This is a genomic window from Parasphingorhabdus sp. (genome assembly GCF_036964565.1).
GTDB lineage: Bacteria > Pseudomonadota > Alphaproteobacteria > Sphingomonadales > Sphingomonadaceae > Parasphingorhabdus.
Genome location: NZ_JBALTN010000009.1, coordinates 92072 through 118266 on the forward strand (window position 1 = coordinate 92072; position 26195 = coordinate 118266).

Sequence of the window (26195 nt, forward strand, 5' to 3'; positions counted from 1 at the left end):
GTGCTACCCCCGAACCCGGGCTAATTCATCAATTCTTCTTTGAGCCGGAGCTTCTCTTTCTTCAGACTGTGGATTCGAATCGTGTCGGGGAGGGGGCGGGTCTCTTCTTCGTTGATCTTGCGTTCGAGTGCTTCGTGCTTTTCGCGCAGAGCTGACAGGTGATTCTGAATCATTAAAGTCTCCTCAAAAATGCTGTTTTGAAAATGAAAGAGGGTCAAGGCTTCCTTCTCTGATGTGCTGGCCAACAGGGCGCAGTTCCAAGTTTCATGATTAAATTGTCTTGGTTTCGACATGAACCATGAATAGGGTTAAGATTACAAAAATGTTGCACCGACGCAAGGGAGAGATTGATCCAGAATGGGGATGAGCGATGAAGAGTTGCAAACGCGGCTCGAACTGCTGAGAATCGAACATCGCGATCTCGACGAGGCGATTGCCGCGCTGGTCGAGGCAGGCAATCCGGATCAATTGCGCGCGGCGCGACTCAAGAAAAGAAAGCTGCAGCTTCGCGACCGGATTGTCGTGCTCGAGAATCAGCTCATTCCCGACATCATTGCCTGAGGCTAGCGCTTCTGCGGCTTTGCTCCGTGTTAACCCTTTCGGTCCACCAGTTAACTTCGACCGGCCCGGCGTGTCAGTTTGAAACAGCCGTCATCGGCGGTGATTCCGGCCCGAAAATTCCCTGTCAACGCCGTCTGAAATATTGCTAGAACGGAAAAATGGCAGTTCGTGAATCCCTTTTAACGATTAAATTGCTCGACGCACTTTATACCGAAGCGATGGTATTGGCCGACGAGGCGCGATCCTATTTCGAATCCGGGCGGTTCAGCGAAGAGTCCGATCCGGCGGATCTTCTGGCCGTATCCTTTTCCTGTGAATCGCTCAAGGTGACGACCCGGCTGATGCACTGCATTGCCTGGCTGCTGAACCAGAAAGCCTTGCACAGCGGCGACCTGTCCGAGGGGGAAGCGTGGAACCACGACCGCAGTCTCGGCTGCGCCGCGGCCACCGATCAACCCACGGTTGATCGGTTCCCGGCAGAGGCGCGGCAGATCATCATGGCCAGCGACGAGCTGTTTGAACGTCTGCAGCGCCTTGCGTCGCTCATGGAACGGGAAATGCAGGCCGAGTCAGCGGTCCAGGACATGTTCCGCCGGCTGCAGGGTGCGTTCTGATCCCCCTGGGGATCAGGCGCTGACCTCTGCGCTTTCCTCCAGAAACGGATAATCGGTATAGCCTTCGGCGCCCTGGCTGTACCAGGTGGGCGTGAAGTCGATCGGGTTGAGTTCCGCCCCGCTCCGGAAACGTTCCGGCAGGTCGGGGTTGGTCATGAAGGTTCGGCCGAAACTGATCGCGTCGGCCTTGTTTTGCGCCAGCGCTTCAGTCGCATTGTCATAGAAATAGTCGCTGTTGAGGACCAGCGGGCCCTTGAACACCGGGCGGATGTCCGGGCTGACGGGGGGCACATCGGTATTGCCGTAGGTGCCGTGGGCAGGGGGCTCGCGCAGTTCGAGAAAGGCGATGCCGATATCGTCGAGCAGCTTCGCGGCGGTGGTGAAGGTCTCGACCGGGGTCGCGTCATTCGCACCATGGGAATCGCCATTGGGCGACAGCCGCACGGAGACGCGGTCGCTGCCCCAGACCTCGACCAGCCGGCGAGTCACTTCGCCCAGCAGCCGCACGCGATTCTCTGCCGATCCGCCATATTCGTCGGTCCGCAAATTGGTGCCCGAACGGATGAACTGGTCGATCAGATAGCCGTTGGCGGCGTGCAGTTGCACGCCGTCAAAGCCGGCCTTCTTGGCATTTTCCGCGGCATTCTGGTAATCGTCGAGCAGTCCGGGAATCTCGCTGATTTCCAGGGGGCGAGCTTCGACATAGTCGCGCTTGCCGGCATAGGTGCGGACGCTGCCCGGCGCCGTGGTCGCCGATGCCGAGACCGGCTTTTCGCCGTCGAGGAAATCGGGATGGACGATCCGGCCCATGTGCCACAGCTGGCAGATGATCCGGCCGCCGGCCTGGTGGACCTGTTCGATCACCGGCTTCCAGGCTTCGGTCTGCGCCTCGTTCCAGATGCCCGGCGCAAACGGGGTGCCAAGGCCCTGCTGGCTGATTCCGGTCGCTTCCGAAATGATCAGGCCGGCCCCGGCGCGCTGCGCATAATATGCGCCCATGATCGGCGTAGGCACATGGTCCATCGTCGACCGGCAGCGGGTAAGGGGCGCCATGAACATGCGGTTCGATGCCTCGATGGCGCCAACGGTGATCGGATCAAACAATGTGGTCAAGATGGAATTCCCTGGATGAAAAGGCGTGGATTGTTAATCAGACAGCTAAGACGCCGAAGGGTTAAATGCAATGGTTTGAAACCAAGCAATTTCTGTCTATATCAATAGCTCTGATTTCAAAGGAACTCCCATGCCGGCACCGCTTCCCGCAGATCCAACCCTCGACGAGGTGCGCGCCTTCCTTGCTCCGCAACTGGCAGCGCAGGCCGCCTTTGATGGCTGGAACGAGAAGGCGGTGCTGGCCGCGGCCGAGCTGGCCGGTATCGATCCCGACCTTGCCAGGCTGGCGTTCGGCGGCGGGCCGATAGACCTGATCGACGCCTGGTTCCAGGCGATCGATGCGCGGATGGCCGCGAAATATGATGCGGACGAACTGGCAGCGATGAAGATCCGCGACCGGATCAAGGCGCTGGTCGAGGCGCGGCTGGAGGCGCTGGCAGCGGATCGCGAAGGCCTGCGGCGGGCGCTGGCGATCCTCGCGGCTCCGCCGCATCTCCGCCGCGCCGCGAATATGGGCTGGCGCGCGGCCGACAAGATGTGGCGGCTGGCCGGCGACACCGCCACCGACTATAATCACTATACCAAGAGAACGCTGCTGTTGGGTGTCTATGGCAGCACGATCAGCGTGTTTCTCGACGACGAGAGCGAAGATTTTACCGACACCCGCGCCTTTCTTGATCGTCGGATCGGGAATGTCATGCAGTTCGAGAAGGTGAAGGCCAGGGTGACGCGCGGCAGCGGCGACCGGTTCAGCATGGCGCGCTTCATTGGCCGGTTGCGCTATCGGGGTGCCTGACCCGACATCACGCCATCGCATTTGCTTCCGCCTTGCCGGCGCAGCGAAATCTCACAAAAGACTCGCCAAAGCCAATCAATATTGATAATCACTCGCAACTAGAAAAAATCAGGTTCCGACATCATGCCATCATCCACCACCCTGGACCTGCTGTCCATTCGGCAAAGCGCCGAAGTCGTGGCAATCGACTGGACGGCGATTTCCGACAACGAGGGCCGGCGCCTGCGCGCGCTCGGCATTGATGTCGGCGCGCCGGTGGAAAAGCTCTACAAGGGCATGTTCGGGATGAATGATCCGATCGCTCTGAAGGTGGGCCGGATGATGATTGCGGTCCGCAAGTCTCATGCCCGGGCGATATCGGTTTCCCCGGTGGCGGAAACGATACCCGCCTGATTGATGTCTGAAATCGCACCTCTGATTGTCCTCGCGGGCAACCCCAATTCCGGCAAGAGCGCCCTGTTCAACGCGCTCACCGGCGCACGCCAGAAAATCGCCAACTATCCCGGCGTGACCGTGGAGCGCAAATCCGGTCATTTCAGTTTCGCCGACGGCCGGCCGGCCGAGCTGGTCGACCTGCCGGGCAGCTACAGCCTCGATCCGACCAGCCCCGACGAGGAAGTGACCCGCGGTGTCATCATGGGCCTGCAGAAGGGCGAACGCCGTCCCGATGCGATCATCCTCGTGCTCGATGCCGCCAATCTCGACAATCACCTGCGCTTCGCGCTGGAAGTCATTGCCCTCGGCAGTCCGGTGGTGGTGGCGCTCAACATGATGGATCTGGCCGAACGCGACGGCCTGACACTCGATCCGGCCAAGCTGGAACAGGCGCTCGGCGTTCCGGTCGTGCCCACGGTCGCGGTCCGCCGCCGCGGCCTGCAGGACTTGTCCGCCGCGGTCGAAAGCCGTCTCCAGCACAAGCCGGACAATATCGAACCGGTGGTCGCCAAGGATCGCGATCACGGTCTCGGCAAGCAGGCAAAGCGGATTGCCAAACTGGCGATTGTCTCCGAAACCGCCGGCCGGCGCTGGTCGGAACGCGCCGACGCGGTGTTCCTGCATCCCTTTGTCGGACCGCTGATCCTGTTCGGCGTGCTGTTCGTGATGTTCCAGGCGGTCTTTGCCTGGTCGGAGGCGCCGATCGGCTGGATCGAGGGCGCCAGCGAATGGGTCGCGGCAGCAGTCGAAACCAACCTGCCAGCCGGCTTCATCCGCGACTTCATCATCGAGGGGGCGATCGGCGGCGTCGGCTCGGTCGTCGTCTTCCTGCCGCAGATCCTGATCCTGTTCCTGTTCATCCTGCTGCTCGAGGCGAGCGGCTACATGACCCGCGCCGCCTATATCATGGACCGGATGATGGCCAGCGTCGGCCTCTCCGGCCGCAGCTTCATCCCGCTGCTGTCCTCCTTCGCCTGCGCCATTCCCGGCATCATGGCGACGCGCAGCATTTCCGATCCGCGGGACCGGCTGACCACGATTCTGGTCGCACCGCTGATGACCTGCTCGGCGCGGCTGCCGGTCTATGCGATCATCATCGGCGCCTTCATTCCGCCGACCCAGGTTGGTCCCGGCATCGGACTCCAGGGGCTGGTGCTGTTCGGGCTCTATGTATTCGGCATCATCGGCGCGATGATCGTCGCGCTGGTGTTGCGCAGCACGGTGACCAAGGGACCGAACAGCGGCTTCCTGATGGAAATGCCGAAATATCAGCTGCCGCTGATGAAGGACATCCTGATCGGCCTGTGGCAGCGCGCCTGGATATTCCTGCGCCGCGCCGGCACGATCATCTTCGCCGCCACCGTCGTCCTGTGGCTGCTGCTGACCTTCCCGAAAGTGCCGGAAGACAGCGCGATGAGCCAGGTCGACTACAGCGCCGCCGGACGCATCGCCAATGTCATCGCGCCGATCGTCAAGCCGGTCGGCTTCGACCGCGACATCGCGCTCGCGCTGATCCCGGCAATGGCCGCGCGCGAAGTCGCGGTGGCGGCGCTCGCCACCACCTATGCCATCGATGCGCCGGACGAGGAAGCGGAAGCCAAGTCGCTGACCGAGCGGTTGCAGAGCCGCTGGTCGCTGCCGACCGCGCTCGCCTTCCTCGCCTGGTTCGTCTTCGCCCCGCAATGCATCTCGACGATCGCCGTCACCCGCCGCGAAACCAACGGCTGGCGCTGGCCGACGTTCATGGTCGTCTATCTATTTGCGCTCGCTTACGTGGCAGCCGGTATTACATATTGGAGTGCCGTCGCGCTCGGTCTATAGAGTCCCCAAGAATCGACAATCGCGATATTTTATAGGGAATTTGAAATGGCCGGCGGCATCAACAAAGTCATCATCGTAGGCAATCTGGGCAAGGATCCGGAAGTCCGCTCCTTCGCCAACGGCGGCAAGGTCTGCAATTTCAGCGTCGCCACCTCGGAAAGCTGGAAGGACAAGCAGACCGGCGAGCGCAAGGAAAAGACCGAGTGGCACAATATCTCGATCTATAACGAGGGCCTCGCCGGCGTCGCCGAAAAATATCTGCGCAAGGGCAGCAAGGTCTATCTCGAGGGCAAGCTGCAGACCCGCAAGTGGCAAGACCAGTCCGGCAACGACCGCTACAGCACCGATGTCGTCCTGCAGGGTTTTGACGCGAAAATGGAAATGCTCGACGGCAAGCCCGGCGGCGGCGGCCAGGGCGGCGGCAGCAACGACGGCTGGGGCGGCGGCCAGAGCGGCGGGTCTTCCGGCGGCGGCTCCAACGACGGCTGGGGCCAGACCGGCGGCGGCCAGGGCGGCGGTGCCTTTGACAGCGATCTGGACGACGACGTTCCGTTCTAGGATTTTTCAAGGCATCTGAGTTTTGGAAAACCGGCACATCCTTCGCGGGCTGTAGCCGGTTTTTCGTTTGCCAATGGCCCGGCTATTCGGCCTCCGACTCAACGATCGCCTTCATGCGCGCGAGGCCGATACCGCTATCGCGTTGCAGGGTTTTGCCGAGCAGTAGCGGGATCAGCCATCGCCCGATGGTGGATTGGCTGCGACTGTAGAATCGCCAGTGCAGCATTGTCTCCCCGCTGGCCTGCTCGGACAGATGAACCTCCATCCGCGGATGCAGCGGCACGAAATCGCCTTCGGTCACGAACAGGTTCGGGGACCGGCTTTCGACCACCGTGATGTTGATCTGCTGCACGCGCCGGGTCGGCAAGCGAATATCTTCCTGATAGATTTTGCCGACATGTCCGTGCGGCAACGGATTGGCGGATATGATGGAAATCACATTCGGGTACCAAAGGGCATAATTTTCGTGGTTGGCCAGAAAGTCGAAAACGCTTGTTATCGGCGCTTCGATCAGCACCCGATGGTCTGCGAGCTGGATATATGGTTTCGTGGCCATGGTCCTACAGCTGATGCCCCGTGCGGTCTCGCTTCGTATCCAGATAAAATTCATTGTGCGGATTGGCAGCAATCCTGACCGGCAACCGCTCTTCGACGGTCACGCCGCAAGCTTCCAATCCTTCCACTTTCTCGGGATTGTTGGTCATCAATCGGACCTTCGGCACGTTGAGCAATTCCAGCATCCGCGCCGCCGTCGAAAAGTCCCGGGCATCGATGGCGAAGCCCAGCCGCTGGTTGGCGTCGACCGTGTCGAACCCCTGGTCCTGCAGCGCATAGGCGCGCAGCTTGTTGATCAGGCCGATGCCGCGGCCCTCTTGCCGCAGATAGAGCAGCACCCCCCAAGTCGCCGCGCTGATCTGCTCCAGCGCCGCGTGCAGCTGCGGGCCGCAGTCGCATTTCAGGCTGCCAAGGACATCTCCGGTCAGGCATTCGCTGTGCAGCCGCACCACCGGTATGCTCTCGTCGCGCTTGCCGACCACCAGCGCGATATGGTCGGTGGCATCGGCGTCGCTGCGGAAGCCGTAGATATGCGCCTCGGCATTGGCCGCGACCGGCAGCCGCGCGTGCGCGCTGATCGTCAGGGCGCTGGCATCGGCATAGGCCGCGACATCCTCCGCCTCGACGCTGTCCTCGGCCTCCTCGACGATCAGAAAGGCGGGCAGCAGCGCCGCATGGCGCGCCAGTTCCATCGCCGCCTTGGCGGCTGCGGGGTTGGCCAGCGGCTCGCTCTGAAACGGCCCCTTCATCGGATAGCGCATGTCCAGAACCGGATCGACAATGGCGAGTATCTCGGCTGCGGTCACCGGCGCGGGCAGGCGAATCTGGATCGGCAGGCTGGGGTCGGCCGCGGACAGCTGGTTGAGCAGTTTCAGGGTGTCGGCGCGCGTCGCCGAAATGATCAGCGACACGCTTCCCGATTGCGGCAATATCGCGTCCAGCGCACCGGTCTCGACCGGCAGCAGCTCGAGCCGCTGGCCCTCCGCCTCGACGCCAATCGGCCAGCCGCGGCGCAGCGCATCAATGGCGCGCGCTGCGCGGCGGGCTGCAGACTTCTGGCCCCCGTCAAGAGGCGCTGCACTCAAAATTCGAATTCCGTGATCAGCGGCGCGTGATCCGACGGCTTGCCCCAGCTGCGCGCGTCCTCCAGCACGACATGGCTCTTCGCCTTGTCTTCCAGCTCCGGGCTGACCCAGACATGGTCGAGCCGCCGCCCCTTGTCGGACAGGCGCCAGTCCTTGGCGCGATAGCTCCACCAGGTGTAGAGCCGCTCGGGATCCGGGATCAGCTTGCGGCCGATATCGACCCAGCCGTGCGCATCGCGCATCGCGTAGAGATGGTCGATCTCGATCTGCGTGTGGCTGACGACGTTGACCAGCGCCTTGTGGCTCCAGACGTCCGATTCGAGCGGCGCGACGTTGAAGTCGCCCATCAGGATCGTCGGTTCCTTGAGATTGGTCGACCATTCGGTCATCCGCCCGAAGAAGTCGAGCTTCTGGCCGAACTTGGGATTGAGTTCGCGATCGGGAATTTCGCCGCCGGCCGGGATATAGACATTCTCGATGCGGACGCCGTTTTGCAGCACCGCGCCGACATGGCGGGCTTCGCCATTGTCCTGCCAGTTGAACCGTTCGTCCTTGTGCAGCGGCACGCGGCTGATGATCGCGACCCCATGGTGCATCGGCTGGCCGTGCAGGATCTGGTGGTTGTAGCCGAGCCGGCGGAACATGCCTTCGGGGAATTGGTCGTCGCGCACCTTGGTTTCCTGCAGGCACAGGATATCCGGCGCTTCCTCGGTCAGGAAACGCTCGACGATGTCGAGTCGGGCGCGGATGCTGTTAATATTCCAGCTGACGATTTTCAGGGTATCACTCATGCCGAGTCTGATAGCCACGCTCGCCCGGAAACCCAAGCGCAAAGGGAAGGGCGCGATGTGGTAATTTGAGGGGCCGGGAAAGAAAAACCCCCACCTCCGGGGGCATTAAGGAGGTGGGGGCTAACTCGCGTTCGTCACGCAAAAGATGAAATGAGCTCTTTGGTGTCAGGTAACAGGGGGAAAACCTGACTGTCTCTCTTCATCCTGTATTTGGTTATACGCCCGTGTTTCTGTCGGGAATATGAACGGATTATCGATCCTTTTCTGCTGATCGGCAGCCCGCCTCGGTTCACCGCTTGCCGCGAACTTTTCTGCGCGGATCGTCCCAGTTAAACGTGCTGTTGGACACCGGAACGCCGAATTTCTGGTTCGAAAGGCGGATCGAGGTCCGGTTGTTCTTGGAATCGAGTGATACCCAGCCATCCAGGCTCAGTCCGCCCGGGGCGCCGGCCTTCTTGGTGAAGACCATCGTGATAACGCCATATTCCGGCCGTTTCGGATCGCGGACTTCCACGCTCAGCACGTTGGGATTGCGAGTCGGAACGATCTTGCCATATTTGGACAGGTCACGGTCCGGGTTCAGCAGCGCGCCCAGCGGGCTGTTGCTGATCGGCCAGCGCTGGACCTGGTTGACCTCATAGTCGATCATGGTCAGCGCCTTGCCGTCGCCGACGATCAGCAGGTTCGCGTCCTTCTGATACTGGAAACGGATCTTCCCGGGCTGTTTCAGCGTCAGCTTCCCGGTCAGCATCTGGCCGCCGCGGTCGGTCTGGCTGAAATTTGCGGTCATCGTCGACATCGAACGCAAGTGCGTCGAAATTTTCGACAGGCTGTCGGTCGGACTTTGCTGCGCGGTCGCGGGCAGACTGGCGGTCAGGGCCAGCGGCGCGGCGATCAGGGCGAAACCATATTTCAACATATAAAACTCCAGATTATCAAGATGCAGGCCTAGCCTGTGGCGATTGAACGATGGCTTAATCAGTCTGTCAGGAAAGCGGCGCGCTTCTGGCGCTAAAGCGGCTCGCCATGCTGGTCGCGCAGCACCTCGCGGCGTCCGATATGGTTGGGCGGCGTGATGAAGCCGTCCTCTTCCATCCGGTCGATGATCCGGGCGGCGGTGTTGTAGCCGATCCGGAGCTGCCGCTGCAGCCAGCTGGTCGAGACCTTCTGGCTCTCGAACACGATCTGGCAGGCCTGGGTATATTGCCGGTCTTCCTTGTTGTCGCTCAGGTCCGCGCCGTCGAGGGCGAAGCTGCCGTCTTCCGGTTCTTCGGTCACCGCCTGGATATAGTCCGGCGCGCCCTGCGAACGCCAGTGGTCGGCGACCCGGCGCACCTCGTCATCGGATACGAACGGGCCGTGCACGCGGGTCAGCTGCTTGCCGCCCGGCATGTACAGCATGTCGCCCTTGCCGAGCAATTGCTCGGCGCCCTGCTCTCCGAGGATGGTCCGGGAATCGATCTTCGAGGTGACATGGAAACTGATCCGCGTTGGCAGGTTGGCCTTGATCACGCCGGTGATGACGTCGACCGAGGGCCGCTGCGTCGCCATGATCAGGTGGATGCCCGCGGCGCGTGCCTTCTGCGCCAGCCGCTGGATCAGGAACTCGACCTCCTTGCCGGCGGTCATCATCAGGTCGGCCAGCTCGTCGACGATGATCACGATCTGCGGCAGCACTTCGAAGTCGAGCTGCTCTTCCTCGTAGATCGGGCGCGATGTTTCCGGGTCATAGCCGGTCTGCACCCGGCGGCCGAGCGGCTGGCCCTTGGCCTTGGCGGCTTTCACCTTCTCGTTATAGTTGGCGAGGTTGCGGACCGAGATCGACGACATCATCCGGTAGCGTTCCTCCATCTGCTCGACCGCCCATTTCAGCGCCCGGATCGCCTTGGCCGGCTCGGTGACCACCGGCGACAGCAGATGCGGAATATCGTCATAGGTGCTGAGCTCCAGCATCTTCGGATCGATCATGATCATCTTGCACTCGTCCGGCGTCAGCCGATAGAGCAAGGAGAGGATCATGCAGTTGAGGCCGACGGACTTGCCGGAACCGGTGGTACCGGCGACCAGCAGGTGCGGCATCGGCGCCAGATCGGCAATCACCGGATCGCCGGAAATATTCTTGCCGAGGATGATCGGCAGCTTGCCGGTCTGCTCGGCGAAGCTGTCGCTGCCGACCATTTCGTGCAGCACCACCATCTCGCGGTTGGCGTTGGGAAGCTCGATTCCCATCACCGTGCGTCCCGGAATGGCGGCGACGCGGGCCGACAGCGCCGACATGTTGCGGGCAATATCCTCGGCCAGCTGGATGACGCGGCTTGCCTTGATGCCCGGTGCCGGCTCCAGCTCGTACATCGTGACCACCGGCCCGGGGCGGACCGCGTTGATCGTGCCCTTGACGTGGAAATCGTCGAGTACCGATTCCAGCAGTCGCGCGTTGCGTTCCAGCCCGGCCTTGTCGATCACGTTGTTGTTCTGCTCCGGCGCGGGGGTCAGCAGGTCCACCGAGGGCAGCACATAGGGCCCGAAGAAATCGCCTTGCTTGGCCTTGTTCGCCCCGGCCTTTTTCGGCGGCAGCGCGCGGTCGCTGATCTCCGGCGGCGGGCGCGTGTCGGGCTGGACGGACTTGCGCGGCGCCGGCTCCTTCGCAGCCGGAACGGCAGCGGATCGTTCCGGTTCGATCACCAGGTCATCATCCTTGCGGCGCAGGGGCATTTTCATCGCCGGGATCTTCAGCGAGGCACCCGAAAACAGCGGGCGGTCCAGTTGCAGGCTGCGATAGCCCAGCACCAGCCCGCTGGTCAGGGTCAGCGCGATCAGCACGCCCGACACCAGCCCGCTCCAGCTGGCGGACAGCGCATTGAGGCCGGCGGTGATGCCGTTGGCCAGAAGCATGCCAGCCAGCCCGCCGAGGCCGGACGGCAATTCCATCTCCGGCTCCGGAAACCAAAGCGCCAGCCCGATTCCCAGCAGCAGCGCGGCAAGCAGGCACCACAACAGTTGCCGCTTCCAGCCGGGCTGCGGGATATCGTGCCACAGCCGGTTGGCGAGCAGCAGCATCAGCGGCAGGAACAGGATGACGGGCAGTCCGATCAGCACCAGCAGCAGGTCGGCCAGATAGGAACCGAAAATCCCCATCCAGTTATATTCGACGCCGCCCGCAGAGGTATTGAACGACGGGTCGCTGGGAGAATAGCTGGCAAGCGCCAGCAGCAGGAAAAGCGTTGCCAGAAAAATCGTGATCGCCCCGATCAGGGCACCGCTGCGCATCAGGCTGAGACGCATGATCTCGCGCCAGTTCGCTTCATTGGCTTTTTCCGCCATAATATACTCCCGGGCGACGCCCCAGCCGAAGACGCGCGTTTTCTGCGCTCTCCTTTGCGCGAATCGGGGACTCGCCGTCAAGTTTCTTGGCGATATTTTACCGGAATTGCCTTTCTTTCGCCGCCGACGATGCCTAGTTAGAGGATGATATCAGGGCTCGGAAAGGCGGTCTTCATGGGGTTGGATTCTCGGAATAGCGACATCATCATCCTGGGCGCGGGCATGATCGGGCTCACCCAGGCGCTGGCGCTGGCCGCGCATGGCCTGCAGGTGGCGATCATTGATCGCGCCGAACCTGCGGATCTGCTCAACCCCTTGGGTGATGCCCGGGTGTCGGCGATCAACAGCGCCAGCTGGAAGATGTTCGATGCCATCGGTCTCGCCGACAAGCTGCGGCCGCACGGCTGCGATATCGAGAAAATCCTAGTCAATGACGGGCTCAAGCCCGGCACGCTGGATTTCGTCCCCGGCGAGGCGGAGGGGCCGATGGGCATCATGGTCGAAAATGCCGTTCTGCGGCAGCTGCTGTTCGAGGCGGTCCGCGACCATGACCATATCACGCTGCACATGCCCGCCCAGGTTGAGTCCTACGAGCGCGGCGAGCATCGGGTCGAGGTCGTGCTCGACAATGGCGAAGAGCTGTCCGCTCCGCTGCTGGTTGCTGCCGACGGGCGCGGCAGCCGGATGCGCGAGGACGCGGGGATCATCATGGCGCACTGGCAATATGACCACAGCGCGATCGTCTGCAAGATCGCGCATGAAAAACCGCACGGCAACGCCGCCTATGAACTCTTCTTTCCCTCCGGTCCGTTCGCGATCCTGCCGATGCTCGATGATGCCGACGGCCGGCACCGCTCGGCCGTGGTCTGGACGGTATCGCGCAAGGACGGGCCCGCCTTTGCCAGGATCAACCAGCGCGCCTTCGTTGCGGAAATGATGAAGAAGACCGGCGGCTTTCTCGGCGCGATCGAACTGCTCACCGACCGCCCGACCTATCCGCTCGGCTTCCACCACAGCTCGCATCTGACCGCCGATCGGCTGGTGCTGATCGGTGACGCCGGTCACGGCATCCATCCGATCGCCGGGCAGGGGCTCAACCTCGGCCTGCGCGATGTCGCGGCACTGACCGAATGTCTGGTCGAGGGCGCGCGCACCGGGCTCGATCTGGGCGATGCCCAGATACTCGCCCGCTACGACCGCTGGCGCAGCCTCGACAATATGACGGTGTCGGCGGCAACCGATATCCTGACCCGCCTGTTCGGCCTGCCCGGAGAGACGTCGTCGGCGATCCGGCGCATGGGCATCGGCCTGGTCCAGCGGATTCCGCCGCTCAAGGCGCGCTTCATGGCCGAAGCCAAGGGCGAGACCGGCGATCTGCCGAAACTGCTGCGCGGCGAACTGGTCTAGGGTCTAGCGCGACCCCTGGCCGTCGTCGATCTTGATCACGGTTCCGGTCACCGCGTCGGACGAGGGCGACACCAGGTAGAGCAGGGTGCTGTCCATCTGTTCCGGCTGGCCCAGCCGCTTGCGCGGGAAATGGACCGAAAAGTCGCCGGCGCGTTCGATCATGCCGTCGGCCATGTCGGTGGCGAACAGGCCCGGCGCTATGCCGTTCACGTTGATATGAAATTTTGACCATTCCACCGCCAGCGTTTCGGTGATGCGGACGACGCCGGCCTTGGTCGTCGAATAGAGCGCTGCCCCGCCACCGCTGTAGCTGGTCGCCGCGATCGACGCGACATTGACGATCCGGCCAGGCTTTTTCTCGGCGATCAGCGGGCGGGCAAATTCGTTCGACAGGACGAACACGCTGCGCAGATTGGTATCCAGCACATCGTCGATCAGCTCGATCGACATCCGCGTGGCATGTTCGGCATCGACGATCCCGGCGTTGTTGACCAATATGTCGGGCTGGCCCAGCCGATCGGCGATCGCGGGGACGATCGCCTTCAGCTGGCTGGCGTCACGCACATCCAGCGCAAAGGCCTCAGCCGTGCCACCCTCGGCGCGGATGGCGGCGACCAGGTCGTCGAGCTTGTCCTTGCGCCTTGCGGTGCAGGCAACCTTGGCGCCGCACGCGGCGAGGACCTTGGCAAAACGGTGGCCCAGTCCGGCAGACGCACCGGTTACAAGAGCCGTATGGCCTGTCAGGTCGATGGAAAAATTGGGGGTTGTCATAATTCGGGCATCCTCTGCTATTTTTGCAGGGGATGCCCGGAATGTCTGGATTGGCGCAAGCGCTAAATTAGTTCAGATCATCTTGCGAGATCGGAACGATCTTGATTTCGACCCGGCGGTTGGCCGCGCGGCCCTCTTCGGTGGTGTTCGTCGCGATCGGCTGGCTTTCACCATAGCCGCGGGTAGCCAGACGCGCACGCTGGACGCCGCTGTTGGCCAGGAAATTGGCAACGGCCTCGGCCCGCCGCTCGGACAGGCTTTGGTTATAGGCTTCGCTGCCGGTGCTGTCGGTATGGCCGAGCACGTCGACATAGCTCTTTTCATATTGCGAAAGCGTGTTGGCGACGTTGCCGAGCGTGGTCTGAAAGGCTGGCTGGATCGCGCTGCTGTCGACGCCGAAGGTGACGTTCGACGGCATGTTGAGGATCAGATTGTCGCCTTCGCGGGTGACATCGATGCCGGTGCCCGCGGTTTGCTGGCGCAGCTTCTTTTCCTGCTCGTCCATGTAATAGCCGATGCCCGCGCCGGCGAGTCCGCCGAGGCCAGCGCCGACAATCTTGGCGGTGCGGTCATTGCGTCCGCCCAGGACGTCGCCAAGCAGATAGCCGCCGACAACGCCGCCGATGCCGCCGATCGCTGCCTTGGAAATGGTCCGGTTTCCGGTTTCCGGATTGGTAACGCAACCACTGGTCAGTGCAACGGCACTCAGCGAAGCTGCTGCCATCATTGATTTATTCATCCGCATGTTGATTTCCCTTTTCGGTATTCTTCTTCGATCAGGGTAACCCCCTATCGTTCAGAAGGTTCCGTTTATCGCAAGATAAATGAATGTTAACTGACAGCAAACTTGAGATTTTGTAAAACTTGCTGCTAAAGGGCCTGATGGCATTTCGCCCTTTCAATGGACAATATGACACCCTTTCCCTGGTTTGATGTCGCAATAATAATCGTGCTGATACTGATCAATGGCGTCTTCGCCATGTCGGAACTGGCAATCGTCTCTGCCCGCAAGGCACAGCTGCACGGTCTGGCGGACCAGGGCAGCCGGCCCGCCAAGGCCGCGCTCCGCCTCGCTGCGGACCCGGGCAAGTTTCTCTCGACCGTGCAAATCGGCATCACCCTGATCGGCATCCTTGCCGGTGCCTTTTCCGGCGCCAGCCTGGGCGGGCCGATGGCAGAGCGCCTGCAGGCGCTCGGGATGGGCCGGGAACTGGCGGGAACGACCGGCTTCGTGCTGGTGATCGGCCTGACCACCTATGCATCATTGGTGGTGGGCGAACTGGTGCCCAAGCAGATCGCCCTGCGCTCGGCCGAGCGGATCGCGCTGGTCATGGCCCAGCCCATGGAGATGCTGGCGCGCATTTCGGCACCGCTGGTCTGGCTGCTCGACAACAGCAGCGCCCTGATTTTCCGGCTGATGCGGATCAAGCGGGAACAGATCAACCATGTCACCGCCGAAGAATTGCAGATGGTGTTTGCCGACGCGACGCGGTCCGGCGTGATCGAGGAGCATGAACGGGCCGTGATGGCCGGGGTCGTGCGTCTTGCCGACCGCCCGATTCGCGAGGTGATGACGCCCCGGACCGAGATCGACTGGCTCGATATCGACGCGAAGCGCGAGGATATCCACAAGCTGTTGATGGAATCGCAGCACAGCCGCTTCCCGGTGGCGGAGCATTCCGTCGACGAGATCCGCGGTGTCGTCCAGGCCCGTGATATCGTCGCCGCGCAGTTGGGCGGCGAGGAACTGGACCTGCGCAAGCTGATGCGGCCGCTGGAAAAGGTCCCGGACCAGCTCGACGCGCTCGATGTGCTGGAAATCCTGCGCGAAACCGAAGTTCCGATGATCCTTGTCCACGACGAATATGGCCATTTCGAAGGGATCGTGACGCCCAATGACCTGCTCAGTTCAATCGCCGGCGAATTTGTCTCCGACCAGGACGAGAAGACCCAGCGCAGCCTGATCGAGCGCGCCGATGGCAGCTATCTCGTCTCCGGCGCGATGGCGATCGACGCGCTGGCGGAAAAGCTCGGCATGCGGCTGTCGGAAGACCGGGACTATGCGACCGTTGCCGGCCACGCGCTGGCGCAATTGCGGCATCTGCCCGAGGAGGGCGAGAGCTTCGAGGATCAGGACTGGATATTCGAGATTGTCGACATGGATGGACGCAAGATCGACAAGCTAATCGTCCGCGCCAGCAATCCGGAAATCGACTGACCGCGATCAGAGCTTGCCGTATTTCTTTTCAAATCCGGCGATATCATCCTTGGCCAGAAACTTGGCCTGATCGATCCACGCATCCCGGGTGATCCGTCCGCTGAACGTTTCCAGATACTGATCGACCTCGACTATTTCAGCCTCTTTCCACTCTGCAATCTGGTCAAAGCGGGTCACGCCGAGACTGTTGAGCAGCGTGTTGAGCTTGGGGCCAACGCCCTTGATCAGCCGCAGATTGTCGGGCTCGCCAACCGCCGCAGGAATATTCGGCTTGCCGGCGGCCACGGGTGCGACAGGAGCGGGAACCGGCTTCGCCTCGGCGACCGGCTCGGCGGGAGCAGGGGCAGGCGATGGGGTGACGACTTTCTTGACCGGCGGGGGAGGCGGTGGCGACACCGCGGCTGGCGCGGCCGGGACCGGCGCCGGGTCCGCCGGACGGACCGGCTCACCGGCCTTTTCCAGCAGGCCGTCGTCGGCGGAGAAATGGTCCGCAGCGGATCCTTCGCGGCCGGTGGCGGCCCAGATCCAGAATGCCGTGACCACACCGATCAGCAGCGCTATCAGATACAGTAGCCAGTTGGCCGAAATCAGCGTTATCATTGTTTCAAAACCCCGTTCTGAATCTTGGTCACCGCCGTTTTCGGCTAATGATCGTGCGTGGTGCGGCCCCAGATGAGCCAGCCAATAGCGAGCCCAATTGCAAAAGTCGCCAGCAGGAGCAACAGATTTTCAAGCAATAGCGGCATGGATCATTTCTCCTGTTGCGCTTTGGCATCATTTTGCGGCGAACCGTTTTCGGTGCCGATGCGGAATTCGATCCGCCGGTTTTTTGCATCGGCAGCGGCATCCGAACCCTTTGCCCGCGGCCTTGCAGAGCCGAAACCCTTGGCGCTGATCAGGCTCTCGGTTATTCCCCGTTCGACGAGGCCGGCCTTGATGCGATCGGCCCGCTCCTGCGACATCACGCGGTTGACCTCGCTGTCGCCATTGTCGTCGGTGTGGCCTTCGACCGCGATGGACAGGCCGTCACAGCCCTTGAGCGCGTCGGCCAGCGCGTCGAGTATCCGGTTTGACTCCGGCGAGACATAGGCGCTGCCGGAGCGGAAGCTGATATTCTTCGCTGCGACAATCGCGTCAACGTCGCTCTGGCATTTGCCGGCCTTGCCTTGTCCGGCGCCGCTCGCCACCGCTGCAGCAGGGGCTTCCGCAGCTTTAGTTGCCGCATCGCCCTTCCAGCTGGCGCTCGACACGCCGGCAATGCCGACGGCCACGCTCAGTGCTTCCTGTTTCTGGCTCTCGGTGAGATCGCCCTCAAGCACAGCGTCGCGCGACAGGGGGTCGCGATCAAACCGCACCGTTGCTGCACCCAGGCCGCGCGCGGCCAGTTCGGTCTGTGCCTTCTGCTCCAGGCCGGAAATGAATTTCTCGCCCGACGCGGCATGGCCGACCAGTGCCAGGATCACCGTGGCCGCTGCGCCGGTTAGTAGCTTGCTTCCGATTTCCATCCGGTATCCTCAGTCCCTTGTTCGGCCGGCGGCCTGTTGGCAAAACGACAGTCTAAAATGGCGGATTAATGCATGCGAGTCCAGTTGGCTGATCGCCCGATCAACCGGTTTTGGACAGGAACTGTCCTTAATTGAAACAATTGGTAAGCAAAATTGGTTAATTATTTGACCATGTTCCGGGGCCCGCCTGACGATTGGCGCTCCGCTGCAACTGGCCCGGCGGACAAAGGGATTTACTTTATCTATCTCTCGGATAGACTTGGCTTTTTGGGGGGAGACTGGTGATGGTCCTGAAGGTAATTCCGGGTGCAGGACGCAGAGGGTCGGGCAGGCTCGTTCTTGCCCTGCTGGCAGGGGCCTTCGTGGCGCAGCCGGTGCTCGCGCAGCCGAGTGCTGCACTGACCCCGCACCAGCAATTGGCCCGCGACATCTACCGCGATGTCATCGCCTTCCGCACCGCTCGCGGCCAGCAGCAGGTCCCAGCGATGGTCGCCTATCTCGTCGACCGGTTCAAAAAGGCCGGATTCAGCGACGAAGATATCCAGGTCACCGACTATGACAGCGAAGGGGAGAAAACCCAAGGGCTGATGGTCACCTATCGCGCAAAACCTGGCAGCACGGACAAGCCGATCGTTCTGCTCGGCCACATGGACGTGGTCGATGCGCTGGCCAAGGACTGGGTTCGCCCGCCGTTCACGCTGACCGAGGAAGACGGCTATTTTTTCGGCCGCGGCACCGACGACAACAAATACGGCATCACCAACCTGACCGCTACCTTCCTGCGGCTCAAGGCAGAGGGCTGGCAGCCTTCGCGCGACCTTGTTCTGGTCTTCTCGGGCGACGAGGAAACCGGCATGGTCTCAACCGTCGCGCAGGCCCGATATGTGGCGGAAAATATCGACCCCGCTTTCGTCCTCAACAGCGATGCTGGCGGCATCGCGCTGGCTGAAGACGGCACGCCGGTGGCGTTCCGGGTCCAGTCGGCGGAAAAAACCTTTGCCACCTACGAGATGACCGTGACCAATCCCGGTGGCCACAGTTCGCGACCGCGCTCCGACAATGCCATCTATGAACTGGCGGAAGCCCTGGGCAAGATTGCTGCCTACCAGTTCCCGGTGCGCGCCACCGACCTGACCAGAAGCTATTTCGCCACCGCCGGCAAGCTGACCCCGGGTGATCTGGGGCAGGCCATGCTGCGCTTCGCGGAAGACCCTTCGGATGCCGAAGCGATAGCCACGTTGCAAGCCGATCCGGAGACCGTCGGCACGCTGGGCACCACCTGCGTCGCGACGATGCTCAGCGCCGGCCACGCCGAAAATGCCTTGCCGCAGTCGGCAACCGCGACCGTCAATTGCCGGATTTTCCCCGGCGAGGGCGCGGCTGCCACCGAGGCAAAGCTGAAAGAGGCTCTCGGCAATGACACGATATCGTTCAAGCTGGTCACCGACGTCACGGAAAGTCCGGCATCCCGGTTGCGCGACGATGTGAAGGCCGCCCTGCGCAACAGTCTCGACAAGCGCTATCCCGGCCTCACCATATTGCCCTATATGGAATCGGGCGGCACCGACGGCATGCACTATCGCACGCTTGGCTATGACACGGTGGCACTGTCCGGGGCGGCGCTCAAGGCGTCCGACATGTTCGCCCACGGCCTCAACGAGCGGCTCCCGGTCGATTCCTTCTACGGCGGGCTCGACCACTGGTACTGGATCCTGAAGGATCTGGCCGAATAGGAGGGATCGGGTCGCCGGTCAGGCGCGCGGCCGGACCACGAAGCGCCAGCTGTAGCCGCGATAGAGCGGCACAAATTCGGTGCGAGTGCCCAGCTCGGCGTCCAGTTCCTTGACGAAGGTCCTGAGGTGCCGGCGCGGCTCGACATGGAACAGCGCCAGCCACCGCTTCAGCAGCGCGCGGAACGGCGACGGCAATCCCTCGCTCTGGCCGAAATCGACGATGTGCAGCTCCCCGCCCGGCGCCAGCAGGCTCAGCGCCTGCCGGACCGCGCCCTGCCAGTCGGGGATCATCGACAGGCAGAAGGACAGGAATATCCGGTCATAGCTCTGCACCGCCAGCGGCATCGCCAGCGCCGGATTTTCGGCGTCGCCGTGGAACAGGGTGATCCGCCCGGCCATCCCGCTGCGCGCCAGGTTCCGGCGCGCCGCCTTCAGCATCTCCGAGCTGATGTCGAACCCGTAAAACTCCGCCTCCGGCCATGCCTTTGCCGCCTGCACCAGATTGCGTGCGGTGCCGCAGCCGATTTCCAGCACCCGCCCGCCCGGTGGTGGCCGCAGCGCCGCGATCAGCTCGTCCCGGCCGAGCAGATAATATTTGCGGGTCAGGTCATAAATGCCGCTCTGGCTGCGATAGACGCGGTCCATCAGGTCGGCGTGGCGATCGCTGGCGCGCTTGCGCAAAATATCGTCCATCAGGCTCATCTCAGCCGGTAGAGATGCATCGCCCCGTAGATCGCCGAGCGGTCCTTGCGGGTCAGCGCCTGCGACAGCTCGCTGTCATAGTCCCAGGCGGCGAGCAGTTCGTCGGCGACCCGCCCGGGCAGCAGCGTCTCTTCGGCCGCGGTGCGGAACAGCACCCGCGCGCCGGGCGCCGCGGTCCTGCCGATCTCGCTCCACAGCCGGTTGAGCTGCTGGTCGGTCATCCAGTCCTGGGCGTCGAGCAGCACATAGCGATCCACCGATCCGGCATCCTGGCTGGCCAGGAACTCGATGAAATTTTGGTGTCGTATCTCCAGCCTCTTGCTGCGTTCGCCCAGCCAGGCGAAGCTCGGTTCCTCCAGATAGGGCGGCACCGATCCCGCGTCCGCGCTGCGGTACGCCCGGCCGAACGCCTGCTGCGCGAAATAATTCTCGCTGATCGGAAAGTCGCAGGCCAGCTTGCGGGTGCGTTCGCACAGCACGTCGGCCATATGGCGGTTGCCGGCGAGCGCGCGATATTGCGCCGGCGGGATGCCGAGCCCGAACAGCGCCATCGGGTTGGAACACAGGAAGCGCATGCTCTTTCGCTGGAACAACGGACCGATATGCCGCTCGAACAGGGCCATCTGCTCGTCCTGCGTTTCCGCTGCCGCCAGCCGCGACAGCTTCACCCCACCGATCCGGCCGATGACGTGCATCAGGCCGATGAAATTGCCGAGCAGGCCCTTGCGATAGAAACCCTTGGCAAAGCCGTTGATCCGCCGCCGCCCGAAATGGTCGCGGCCGTCCCAATATTTGCGGCTGGCCGCGTCGAGATGCGGCCGCAGCCGGTCGCGGTAGACCGCCGGATTTTCCGTGCTCTTGGCCTCGCCGAAAAAGCGGAAGAATTGCTCGTGGCTGTCCAGCTGTTGCGCCGCCACCGACTTCAGCCGGTTGAGAGCGATGTGCGCCGCGTTGAGATCGACCGCGGTGATCTTTGCCGGATTGGCGCTGAGATAGGACAGCGCATTGCAGCCGCCGCTGGCGATGGTGACGATATGATGGCCCGGACCGATATCCAGCGCCTCCATGTCGGCGACCGGATCTTCCCAGATCTGCGGATAGACCAGCCCGCGAAAGGCCAGCGCGAAGGCCCGTTCGAGCAGCCCCGCCTTGCTGGACCGATTTTGCAATATGGCATCGTTCAGGATAACCGACTGTTTAACCGAACCCGCGTGCACGCCCATGAAACCTCCCGATCACTCCAATGATTCCGCCCGACCTAGGCGGCGGCGGTGACGCCGCCATGACCGGCGTGTGACAGCTTTGCGACGGGCGTCGCTCCCGATCGTTCGATTCCTAACCTAGGTTATTGAACAAATCGGGAACATCGCTTAGGCATGACCGATGTCCAAGCTCGACCGATCCGAAAAACTGGCGATTCTGGCCGACGCCGCCAAATATGACGCCTCCTGCGCGTCGAGCGGGTCGGTGAAGCGCAATTCGCTGAAATCCGGCGGTATCGGCTCGACCGGCGGCATGGGCATCTGCCACAGCTACGCGCCGGACGGCCGCTGCATCTCGCTGCTCAAGATCCTGATGACCAACTATTGCATGTTCGACTGCCTCTATTGCATCAACCGCTCGTCGAGCAACGTCCGCCGCGCCGCCTTCACCGTGCAGGAAATCGTCGACCTGACGCTGGATTTCTACAAGCGCAACTATATCGAGGGCCTGTTCCTCTCCTCCGGGATCATCCGCAGCCCCGACTATACCATGGAGCAGCTGGTCGAGGTCGCGCGCCGGCTGCGGGTCGTGCACCGCTTCGGCGGCTATATCCACCTGAAGACCATTCCCGAGGCCGATCCCGAGCTGCTGAAGCGCGCCGGGCTCTACGCCGACCGGCTGTCGATCAACATCGAGCTGCCCGACGACGCCTCGATCACCCGCCTGGCTCCGGAAAAGGACGGCAAGCTGATCCGCAAGACCATGGACAATCTCGGCAAGCAGGTGCGCGAGGCGAAGGCGGAGCGCAAGAGCTCGCGCAAGGCGCCCTTGTTCTCGCCCGCCGGCCACAGCACCCAGATGATCATCGGCGCCGACGCCTCTGACGACACGAAAATCCTGACCACCAGCAATGGCCTCTACGGCAGCTATGGCCTCAAGCGCGTCTATTATTCCGCCTTCAGCCCGATCCCGGACGCCAGCAGCACGCTCCCCGCACAGGCACCGCCGCTGCTCCGCGAGCACCGCCTCTACCAGGCCGACTGGCTGCTGCGCTTCTACGGCTTCTCGGTCAGCGAGATCATGCAGGGCGGCACCGGCGGCCAGCTCGACCTGACCATCGACCCGAAACTCGCCTGGGCGTTGCAGAACCGCGCCCGCTTCCCGATCGACATCAACCGCGCCGACAAGGAGAGCCTGCTGCGCATCCCCGGCCTCGGCGGCAAGGGCGTCGCCAAGATCCTGCAGGCGCGCCGCTTCTCCGGATTGCGCCTCGCCGATCTCGAGCGCATCTGCCAGTCGCTGCGCAAGCTGCTGCCCTTCATCACCGCCGTCGACTGGCATCCGGGCAGGCAGCTGGACTCGCTCAGCCTCTACGACCGGCTGAAGCCGCCGCCGGAACAGCTCAGCCTGTTTCCCGCCTAGCCTCGTGCTCACTCCCGCCCGCACCGCTGCCGTCGGCCACCACCGGATCACGCTCGCCAGCGAGACCGACCGGGCGGGCTGGCGCGACCAGGCACGGGCGCTGCTGCAGCGCGGCGTTGCGCCCGATCGGCTGAGCTGGACGGTCGACGGCCGTACCCGCGACGCGGAACTGTCCCTGTCCGCCCCGGTCGCACTGCCCGAAGCCAGCGCCCCTCCCGCTCCGGCGATCCGCATCGCCGCGCCGCTGCTGGCGCTGATCGACAGCGCGCTGCTCCACCGCAATCCCGACCGCTTCGATCTGGCCTACCGGACGGTATACCGCGCGCAGACGGTCCGGGATCTCCACCGCAACCCCGCCGATCCGGACGTGCTGAAGCTGAGCCACCATGCCAAGGCGATCCGCCGCGACATCCACAAGATGCACGCCTTCGTCCGCTTCCGCAAAACCGGCGAGCGCGCGGGGCGCGAGCAATTTGTCGCCTGGTTCGAGCCCGACCATCATATCACCGAAGCGGTAGCGCCTTTCTTCCGCAAGCGCTTCACCGGCATGGACTGGCTGATCCTGACGCCGGAGGCGAGCATCGCCTGGGATGGCGAGCGGCTCTCGTTCGGCCCCGGCGGCAACAAGCACGACCTGCCGCAGCAAGACGGCGTCGAGGCGGAATGGCGCAGCTATTACGCCCATATCTTCAACCCCGCGCGGGTCAAGGTCGCCGCGATGAAGTCGGAAATGCCGGTGAAATACTGGAAGAACCTGCCCGAAGCCGATCTTATCCCGGCCATGCTCGAACGCGCGTCCGGGCGAGTCGATGCCATGGTCGCCCGGCAGCAGGAAGCCCTGCCGCTGGCCGGTCCCGAAACCCGGTCCGCAGCCGAACCGCCGGCCTCGCTCGACCAGCTCTACGACCGGCTCGAGCAGGCGAGGGACGCGCCGCGCGAGAATTTCTCCGACCGGCTGGTGCGCGGCTCGGGCCCGCCGGACGCCCGGATCATGATCATCGGCGAACAGCCGGGCGACCAGGAGGACCGGCAGGGCAGGCCGTTCGTCGGCCCCGCCGGCCAGCTGCTCGACCGCGCGCTCGCCGGGGCCGGGCTCGACCGCCGGCAGCTGTTCCTGACCAACGCCGTCAAGCGTTTCAAGTTCAGGCAGAGCGGCAAGCGCCGCATCCACGAAACCCCGAATGCCGGGGAGATCGCCTATTACCGCTGGTGGGTTGAACAGGAAATCCGGCTGGTCGACCCGCGGATCATCATCGCCCTCGGCGCCACCGCCGCCCGCAGCCTGACCGGAAAGCCGGTCACCATCGCCCGCCGCCGCGGCACGATCCTGCCCTTCGCCGACACCCGCGCGCTGCTGATCACCGTGCATCCGTCCTACCTGCTGCGGATCCCGGACGAGCAGGGCCGGCAGGTGGAATATGCGAAATTCGTGCGGGATCTGGAAATGGTGGCCGGCTATGCATCCCGGCCAGGCTCGGGCTGAAAAGCCAGCGGATCGCGCCTCCCGCCGCCGGTCCCGCTTCTTGCAACCGGTTGCCCCCCGCTCCGCGATGCTGTTATGCAGCCGGTACGCAAAAAAAACAGGAGTCTCCATTGTCCGATCCCGTCCTGACGGAGGCCGCCGCGGCCGAGGACAGCGCGCGCATCAAGGTCAATCCGCCGGTGTTTTTCGTGTCAGCCGGGCTGATCCTTGCCTTCGCCCTGTTCGGGGCGCTGCTCCCGCAGCAGGCAGGGCAGGTCTTCGGCCAGATCCAGGCCGTTGTGGTCCGGGATTTCGGCTGGCTCTATGTCGCCGCGGTGGCCGGCTTTCTGCTGTTCGTCCTCTATCTGATGCTCAGCCGGCACGGCGACATCAAGCTGGGGCCGGACGACAGCGAGCCGGACTACAGCTATATCTCCTGGTTCGCGATGCTGTTCAGCGCCGGCATGGGCATCGGACTGGTCTTCTTCGGCGTCGCCGAACCGATCCAGCATTATGCCAGCCCGCCGGTCGGTGCGGGCGGCACGGCCGACGCGGCGCGCCGCGCGATGACGCTGACCTTCTTCCACTGGGGCCTGCACGCCTGGGCGATCTACATCGTCGTCGGCCTGTCGCTGGCCTATTTTTCCTTCCGCCGCGGCCTGCCGCTGACCATCCGTTCGGCGCTCTATCCGCTGATCGGCAAGCGCATCTACGGTCCGATCGGCCATGCGATCGACATTTTCGCGGTGCTCGGCACGATGTTCGGTGTCGCCACCTCGCTCGGCCTGGGCGTGCTGCAGGTGAATGCCGGGTTCAGCTATCTGTTCGGCGCGCCGGTCAACACGGCGGTGCAGCTGATGCTGATCGCGTCGATCACCCTGCTGGCAACCCTGTCGGTGTTTCTCGGGCTCGACCGGGGGGTGAAGCGGCTCTCCGAGCTCAATATCATATTGGCCATCCTGCTGCTCGGCTTCGTGCTGTTTGCCGGCTCCACCGTCTTCCTGCTGCAGGCGTTCGTCCAGAATGTCGGCACCTATCTCGGCTCGGTCGTCAGCCGCACCTTCCGCATGTATGCCTATGAACCCAATCCGTGGCTGGCCGACTGGACCCTGTTCTACTGGGGCTGGTGGGTCGCCTGGTCGCCGTTCGTCGGCATGTTCATCGCCCGCATCTCGCGCGGGCGGACCATTCGCGAATTTGTCGGCGGCGTGCTGCTGGTGCCGGTGCTGTTCACCTTCCTGTGGATGACCGTCTTCGGCAACACCGCCATCGATCTCGACATGACCGGCGTTGCCCCGATCGCGCAGACCGTGGCGAACAACCTGCCCGTCGCGCTGTTCGAGACGCTGGCGGCGCTTCCCTTCGGCACCATCACCTCGCTCATCGCGACGCTGCTGGTCATCACCTTCTTCATCACCTCGGCCGATTCCGGCGCGCTGGTGATCGACATGATCACCTCCGGCGCAGCGGAAAATCCGCCGGTATGGCAGCGGATTTTCTGGGCGGTATGCGCCGGCGGCATCGCCGCCGTGCTGCTGGTCGCCGGCGGACTGGAAGCGTTGCAGGCCGCCGTCATCACCAGCGCGCTGCCGTTCACGGTGATCCTGATCTTCATCTGCTACGGCCTGTTCCGGGCGCTGCAGATGGAGCGGCGGGGTCTTGCAACCGACCTGTCGATGGCCGAAGCCCCGCCGCCCGAGCCGGAGCGCAGCTGGCAGCAGCGGCTGACATCAATCGTGCATCATTTTGGCCGGTCCGATATCGAAAATTTCATCACCGCAACCGCGCGCCCGGCGCTGGAGGCCTTTTCCGAGGAGATGCGCGGCAGCGGCTTCGCGCCCGAACTGGCCGAGGATAGCCAAGGCCTCCGTCTCACCGTTCCCCATGGCGAGCGCGGCAGCTTCCAGTATACGATCCGCAGCCGCCCGTTTCGGCTGCCCAGCTTCGTCTGGGCGGAAAGCCGCAAGGCCCTGGAATCGGAACCGCGGCATTTCCGGGCGATGGCCCATACGTCCGAAGGCGACCATCCGCACGACATCACCGGCTTCACCTGCGACCAGCTGATCAACGACCTGCTCAACCGCTATGCCCTGTTCCGCCATACGAGGCGGCTGTCGTGAGG

25 protein-coding genes are annotated in these 26195 nt (G+C 63.2%); 12 read left to right on the plus strand and 13 right to left on the minus strand.

Going from position 1 to position 26195, the window contains the following annotated elements; all coding sequences use genetic code 11:
- Positions 1–20: 20 nt before the first annotated feature.
- Positions 21–245, minus strand: coding sequence for a YdcH family protein (locus V7650_RS13585; RefSeq protein WP_335656771.1), 225 nt, complete (start codon positions 243–245; stop codon positions 21–23).
- Positions 246–363: 118 nt separating this feature from the next.
- On the opposite strand from V7650_RS13585, the gene V7650_RS13590 reads away from it, so the two are divergent.
- Both V7650_RS13590 and V7650_RS13595 read left to right on the plus strand, forming a co-directional pair.
- The gene (locus tag V7650_RS13590) at positions 364–561 is read left to right on the plus strand and encodes a YdcH family protein (protein WP_335656772.1); all 198 of its coding nucleotides are present in this window, start codon (positions 364–366) and stop codon (positions 559–561) included.
- Positions 562–719: 158 nt separating this feature from the next.
- Entirely contained in the window at positions 720–1175 is a 456-nt protein-coding gene (locus V7650_RS13595) for a DUF1465 family protein (RefSeq protein ID WP_335656773.1), read from the plus strand.
- Positions 1176–1187: 12 nt separating this feature from the next.
- Here V7650_RS13595 and V7650_RS13600 read toward each other — a convergent pair whose 3' ends face one another.
- On the minus strand, positions 1188–2288 hold the full coding sequence (locus V7650_RS13600; RefSeq protein ID WP_335656774.1) for an alkene reductase: 1101 nt from the start codon (positions 2286–2288) through the stop codon (positions 1188–1190).
- 130 nt (positions 2289–2418) lie between these two features.
- Here V7650_RS13600 and V7650_RS13605 point away from each other — a divergent pair, with 130 nt between their 5' ends.
- The 4 genes from V7650_RS13605 to ssb all read left to right on the plus strand — a co-directional run bounded on the left by V7650_RS13605 (position 2419) and on the right by ssb (position 5898).
- Positions 2419–3084, plus strand: coding sequence for a COQ9 family protein (locus tag V7650_RS13605; protein WP_335656775.1), 666 nt, complete (start codon positions 2419–2421; stop codon positions 3082–3084).
- Between the two features lie 123 nt (positions 3085–3207).
- Positions 3208–3477 (plus strand): FeoA family protein, encoded by a 270-nt coding sequence (locus tag V7650_RS13610; RefSeq protein WP_335656776.1) that lies wholly within the window; start codon positions 3208–3210, stop codon positions 3475–3477.
- A gap of 3 nt (positions 3478–3480) precedes the next feature.
- Positions 3481–5340 (plus strand): ferrous iron transporter B, encoded by a 1860-nt coding sequence (gene feoB, locus V7650_RS13615; RefSeq protein ID WP_335656777.1) that lies wholly within the window; start codon positions 3481–3483, stop codon positions 5338–5340.
- Between the two features lie 45 nt (positions 5341–5385).
- Complete coding sequence (gene ssb / locus V7650_RS13620; protein ID WP_335656778.1) at positions 5386–5898, plus strand: single-stranded DNA-binding protein; 513 nt, start codon at positions 5386–5388, stop codon at positions 5896–5898.
- A gap of 82 nt (positions 5899–5980) precedes the next feature.
- Here the strand turns inward: ssb and V7650_RS13625 are convergent, their stop codons facing one another.
- The 5 genes from V7650_RS13625 to V7650_RS13645 all read right to left on the minus strand — a co-directional run bounded on the left by V7650_RS13625 (position 5981) and on the right by V7650_RS13645 (position 11650).
- Entirely contained in the window at positions 5981–6454 is a 474-nt protein-coding gene (locus V7650_RS13625) for an SRPBCC family protein (RefSeq protein ID WP_335656779.1), read from the minus strand.
- A gap of 4 nt (positions 6455–6458) precedes the next feature.
- Positions 6459–7538, minus strand: coding sequence for a GTP cyclohydrolase II (ribA, locus tag V7650_RS13630; protein ID WP_335656780.1), 1080 nt, complete (start codon positions 7536–7538; stop codon positions 6459–6461).
- Positions 7535–8329, minus strand: coding sequence for an exodeoxyribonuclease III (gene xth / locus V7650_RS13635; protein ID WP_335656781.1), 795 nt, complete (start codon positions 8327–8329; stop codon positions 7535–7537). The genes ribA and xth overlap by 4 nt, the downstream gene beginning before the upstream one ends.
- A 289-nt stretch (positions 8330–8618) precedes the next feature.
- Complete coding sequence (locus V7650_RS13640) at positions 8619–9248, minus strand: LolA family protein (protein ID WP_335656782.1); 630 nt, start codon at positions 9246–9248, stop codon at positions 8619–8621.
- Between the two features lie 92 nt (positions 9249–9340).
- Positions 9341–11650, minus strand: coding sequence for an FtsK/SpoIIIE family DNA translocase (locus V7650_RS13645; protein WP_335656783.1), 2310 nt, complete (start codon positions 11648–11650; stop codon positions 9341–9343).
- 174 nt (positions 11651–11824) lie between these two features.
- On the opposite strand from V7650_RS13645, the gene V7650_RS13650 reads away from it, so the two are divergent.
- Positions 11825–13057: a UbiH/UbiF/VisC/COQ6 family ubiquinone biosynthesis hydroxylase gene (locus tag V7650_RS13650; protein WP_335656784.1), complete on the plus strand. Its 1233-nt coding sequence runs from the start codon at positions 11825–11827 to the stop codon at positions 13055–13057.
- A gap of 3 nt (positions 13058–13060) precedes the next feature.
- Here V7650_RS13650 and V7650_RS13655 read toward each other — a convergent pair whose 3' ends face one another.
- Positions 13061–13828: an SDR family NAD(P)-dependent oxidoreductase gene (locus V7650_RS13655; protein WP_335656785.1), complete on the minus strand. Its 768-nt coding sequence runs from the start codon at positions 13826–13828 to the stop codon at positions 13061–13063.
- A 67-nt stretch (positions 13829–13895) separates the two neighbouring features.
- Positions 13896–14573 (minus strand): OmpA family protein, encoded by a 678-nt coding sequence (locus tag V7650_RS13660; protein ID WP_335656786.1) that lies wholly within the window; start codon positions 14571–14573, stop codon positions 13896–13898.
- A 156-nt stretch (positions 14574–14729) separates the two neighbouring features.
- Here V7650_RS13660 and V7650_RS13665 point away from each other — a divergent pair, with 156 nt between their 5' ends.
- Positions 14730–16046, plus strand: a complete 1317-nt coding sequence (locus tag V7650_RS13665; protein ID WP_335656787.1) for a hemolysin family protein — start codon at positions 14730–14732, stop codon at positions 16044–16046.
- Positions 16047–16052: 6 nt separating this feature from the next.
- Here V7650_RS13665 and V7650_RS13670 read toward each other — a convergent pair whose 3' ends face one another.
- Entirely contained in the window at positions 16053–16646 is a 594-nt protein-coding gene (locus V7650_RS13670; protein ID WP_335656788.1) for a hypothetical protein, read from the minus strand.
- A 149-nt stretch (positions 16647–16795) separates the two neighbouring features.
- Positions 16796–17551 carry an OmpA family protein gene (locus V7650_RS13675; RefSeq protein WP_335656789.1) on the minus strand — a complete coding sequence of 252 codons (756 nt, stop codon included), beginning with the start codon at positions 17549–17551 and terminating at the stop codon, positions 16796–16798.
- Positions 17552–17835: 284 nt separating this feature from the next.
- On the opposite strand from V7650_RS13675, the gene V7650_RS13680 reads away from it, so the two are divergent.
- A complete protein-coding gene (locus tag V7650_RS13680) occupies positions 17836–19284 on the plus strand; it encodes a M20/M25/M40 family metallo-hydrolase (RefSeq protein WP_335656790.1) in 1449 nt (482 codons plus the stop codon).
- A gap of 18 nt (positions 19285–19302) precedes the next feature.
- Here V7650_RS13680 and V7650_RS13685 read toward each other — a convergent pair whose 3' ends face one another.
- Together V7650_RS13685 and V7650_RS13690 are read right to left on the minus strand one after the other, a co-directional pair.
- Complete coding sequence (locus V7650_RS13685; protein WP_335656791.1) at positions 19303–19977, minus strand: class I SAM-dependent methyltransferase; 675 nt, start codon at positions 19975–19977, stop codon at positions 19303–19305.
- Between the two features lie 5 nt (positions 19978–19982).
- A complete protein-coding gene (locus tag V7650_RS13690) occupies positions 19983–21209 on the minus strand; it encodes a DUF3419 family protein (RefSeq protein WP_335656792.1) in 1227 nt (408 codons plus the stop codon).
- 160 nt (positions 21210–21369) lie between these two features.
- Here V7650_RS13690 and V7650_RS13695 point away from each other — a divergent pair, with 160 nt between their 5' ends.
- The 3 genes from V7650_RS13695 (at position 21370) to V7650_RS13705 (ending at position 26193) form a co-directional block, all read left to right on the plus strand.
- On the plus strand, positions 21370–22611 hold the full coding sequence (locus V7650_RS13695; protein ID WP_335656793.1) for a putative DNA modification/repair radical SAM protein: 1242 nt from the start codon (positions 21370–21372) through the stop codon (positions 22609–22611).
- Between the two features lie 4 nt (positions 22612–22615).
- A complete protein-coding gene (locus V7650_RS13700; protein ID WP_335656794.1) occupies positions 22616–24094 on the plus strand; it encodes a UdgX family uracil-DNA binding protein in 1479 nt (492 codons plus the stop codon).
- A 110-nt stretch (positions 24095–24204) separates the two neighbouring features.
- The gene (locus tag V7650_RS13705) at positions 24205–26193 is read left to right on the plus strand and encodes a BCCT family transporter (protein WP_335656795.1); all 1989 of its coding nucleotides are present in this window, start codon (positions 24205–24207) and stop codon (positions 26191–26193) included.
- The last annotated feature ends 2 nt before the right edge of the window (positions 26194–26195 follow it).

Bases quoted from the DNA above. Each gene is read 5' to 3' on its own strand.
- V7650_RS13660 (WP_335656786.1), bottom strand. From the start codon at position 14,573: ATGCGGATGAATAAATCAATGATGGCAGCAGCTTCGCTGAGTGCCGTT.
- V7650_RS13665 (WP_335656787.1), top strand. From the start codon at position 14,730: ATGGACAATATGACACCCTTTCCCTGGTTTGATGTCGCAATAATAATC.
- V7650_RS13655 (WP_335656785.1), bottom strand. From the start codon at position 13,828: ATGACAACCCCCAATTTTTCCATCGACCTGACAGGCCATACGGCTCTT.
- V7650_RS13645 (WP_335656783.1), bottom strand. From the start codon at position 11,650: ATGGCGGAAAAAGCCAATGAAGCGAACTGGCGCGAGATCATGCGTCTC.
- V7650_RS13605 (WP_335656775.1), top strand. From the start codon at position 2,419: ATGCCGGCACCGCTTCCCGCAGATCCAACCCTCGACGAGGTGCGCGCC.
- xth (WP_335656781.1), bottom strand. From the start codon at position 8,329: ATGAGTGATACCCTGAAAATCGTCAGCTGGAATATTAACAGCATCCGC.
- V7650_RS13690 (WP_335656792.1), bottom strand. From the start codon at position 21,209: ATGGGCGTGCACGCGGGTTCGGTTAAACAGTCGGTTATCCTGAACGAT.
- ssb (WP_335656778.1), top strand. From the start codon at position 5,386: ATGGCCGGCGGCATCAACAAAGTCATCATCGTAGGCAATCTGGGCAAG.
- V7650_RS13640 (WP_335656782.1), bottom strand. From the start codon at position 9,248: ATGTTGAAATATGGTTTCGCCCTGATCGCCGCGCCGCTGGCCCTGACC.
- V7650_RS13650 (WP_335656784.1), top strand. From the start codon at position 11,825: ATGGGGTTGGATTCTCGGAATAGCGACATCATCATCCTGGGCGCGGGC.
- V7650_RS13675 (WP_335656789.1), bottom strand. From the start codon at position 17,551: ATGGAAATCGGAAGCAAGCTACTAACCGGCGCAGCGGCCACGGTGATC.
- V7650_RS13625 (WP_335656779.1), bottom strand. From the start codon at position 6,454: ATGGCCACGAAACCATATATCCAGCTCGCAGACCATCGGGTGCTGATC.
- V7650_RS13595 (WP_335656773.1), top strand. From the start codon at position 720: ATGGCAGTTCGTGAATCCCTTTTAACGATTAAATTGCTCGACGCACTT.
- V7650_RS13680 (WP_335656790.1), top strand. From the start codon at position 17,836: ATGGTCCTGAAGGTAATTCCGGGTGCAGGACGCAGAGGGTCGGGCAGG.
- V7650_RS13685 (WP_335656791.1), bottom strand. From the start codon at position 19,977: ATGGACGATATTTTGCGCAAGCGCGCCAGCGATCGCCACGCCGACCTG.
- V7650_RS13670 (WP_335656788.1), bottom strand. From the start codon at position 16,646: ATGATAACGCTGATTTCGGCCAACTGGCTACTGTATCTGATAGCGCTG.
- V7650_RS13610 (WP_335656776.1), top strand. From the start codon at position 3,208: ATGCCATCATCCACCACCCTGGACCTGCTGTCCATTCGGCAAAGCGCC.
- V7650_RS13695 (WP_335656793.1), top strand. From the start codon at position 21,370: ATGTCCAAGCTCGACCGATCCGAAAAACTGGCGATTCTGGCCGACGCC.
- V7650_RS13590 (WP_335656772.1), top strand. From the start codon at position 364: ATGAGCGATGAAGAGTTGCAAACGCGGCTCGAACTGCTGAGAATCGAA.
- feoB (WP_335656777.1), top strand. From the start codon at position 3,481: ATGTCTGAAATCGCACCTCTGATTGTCCTCGCGGGCAACCCCAATTCC.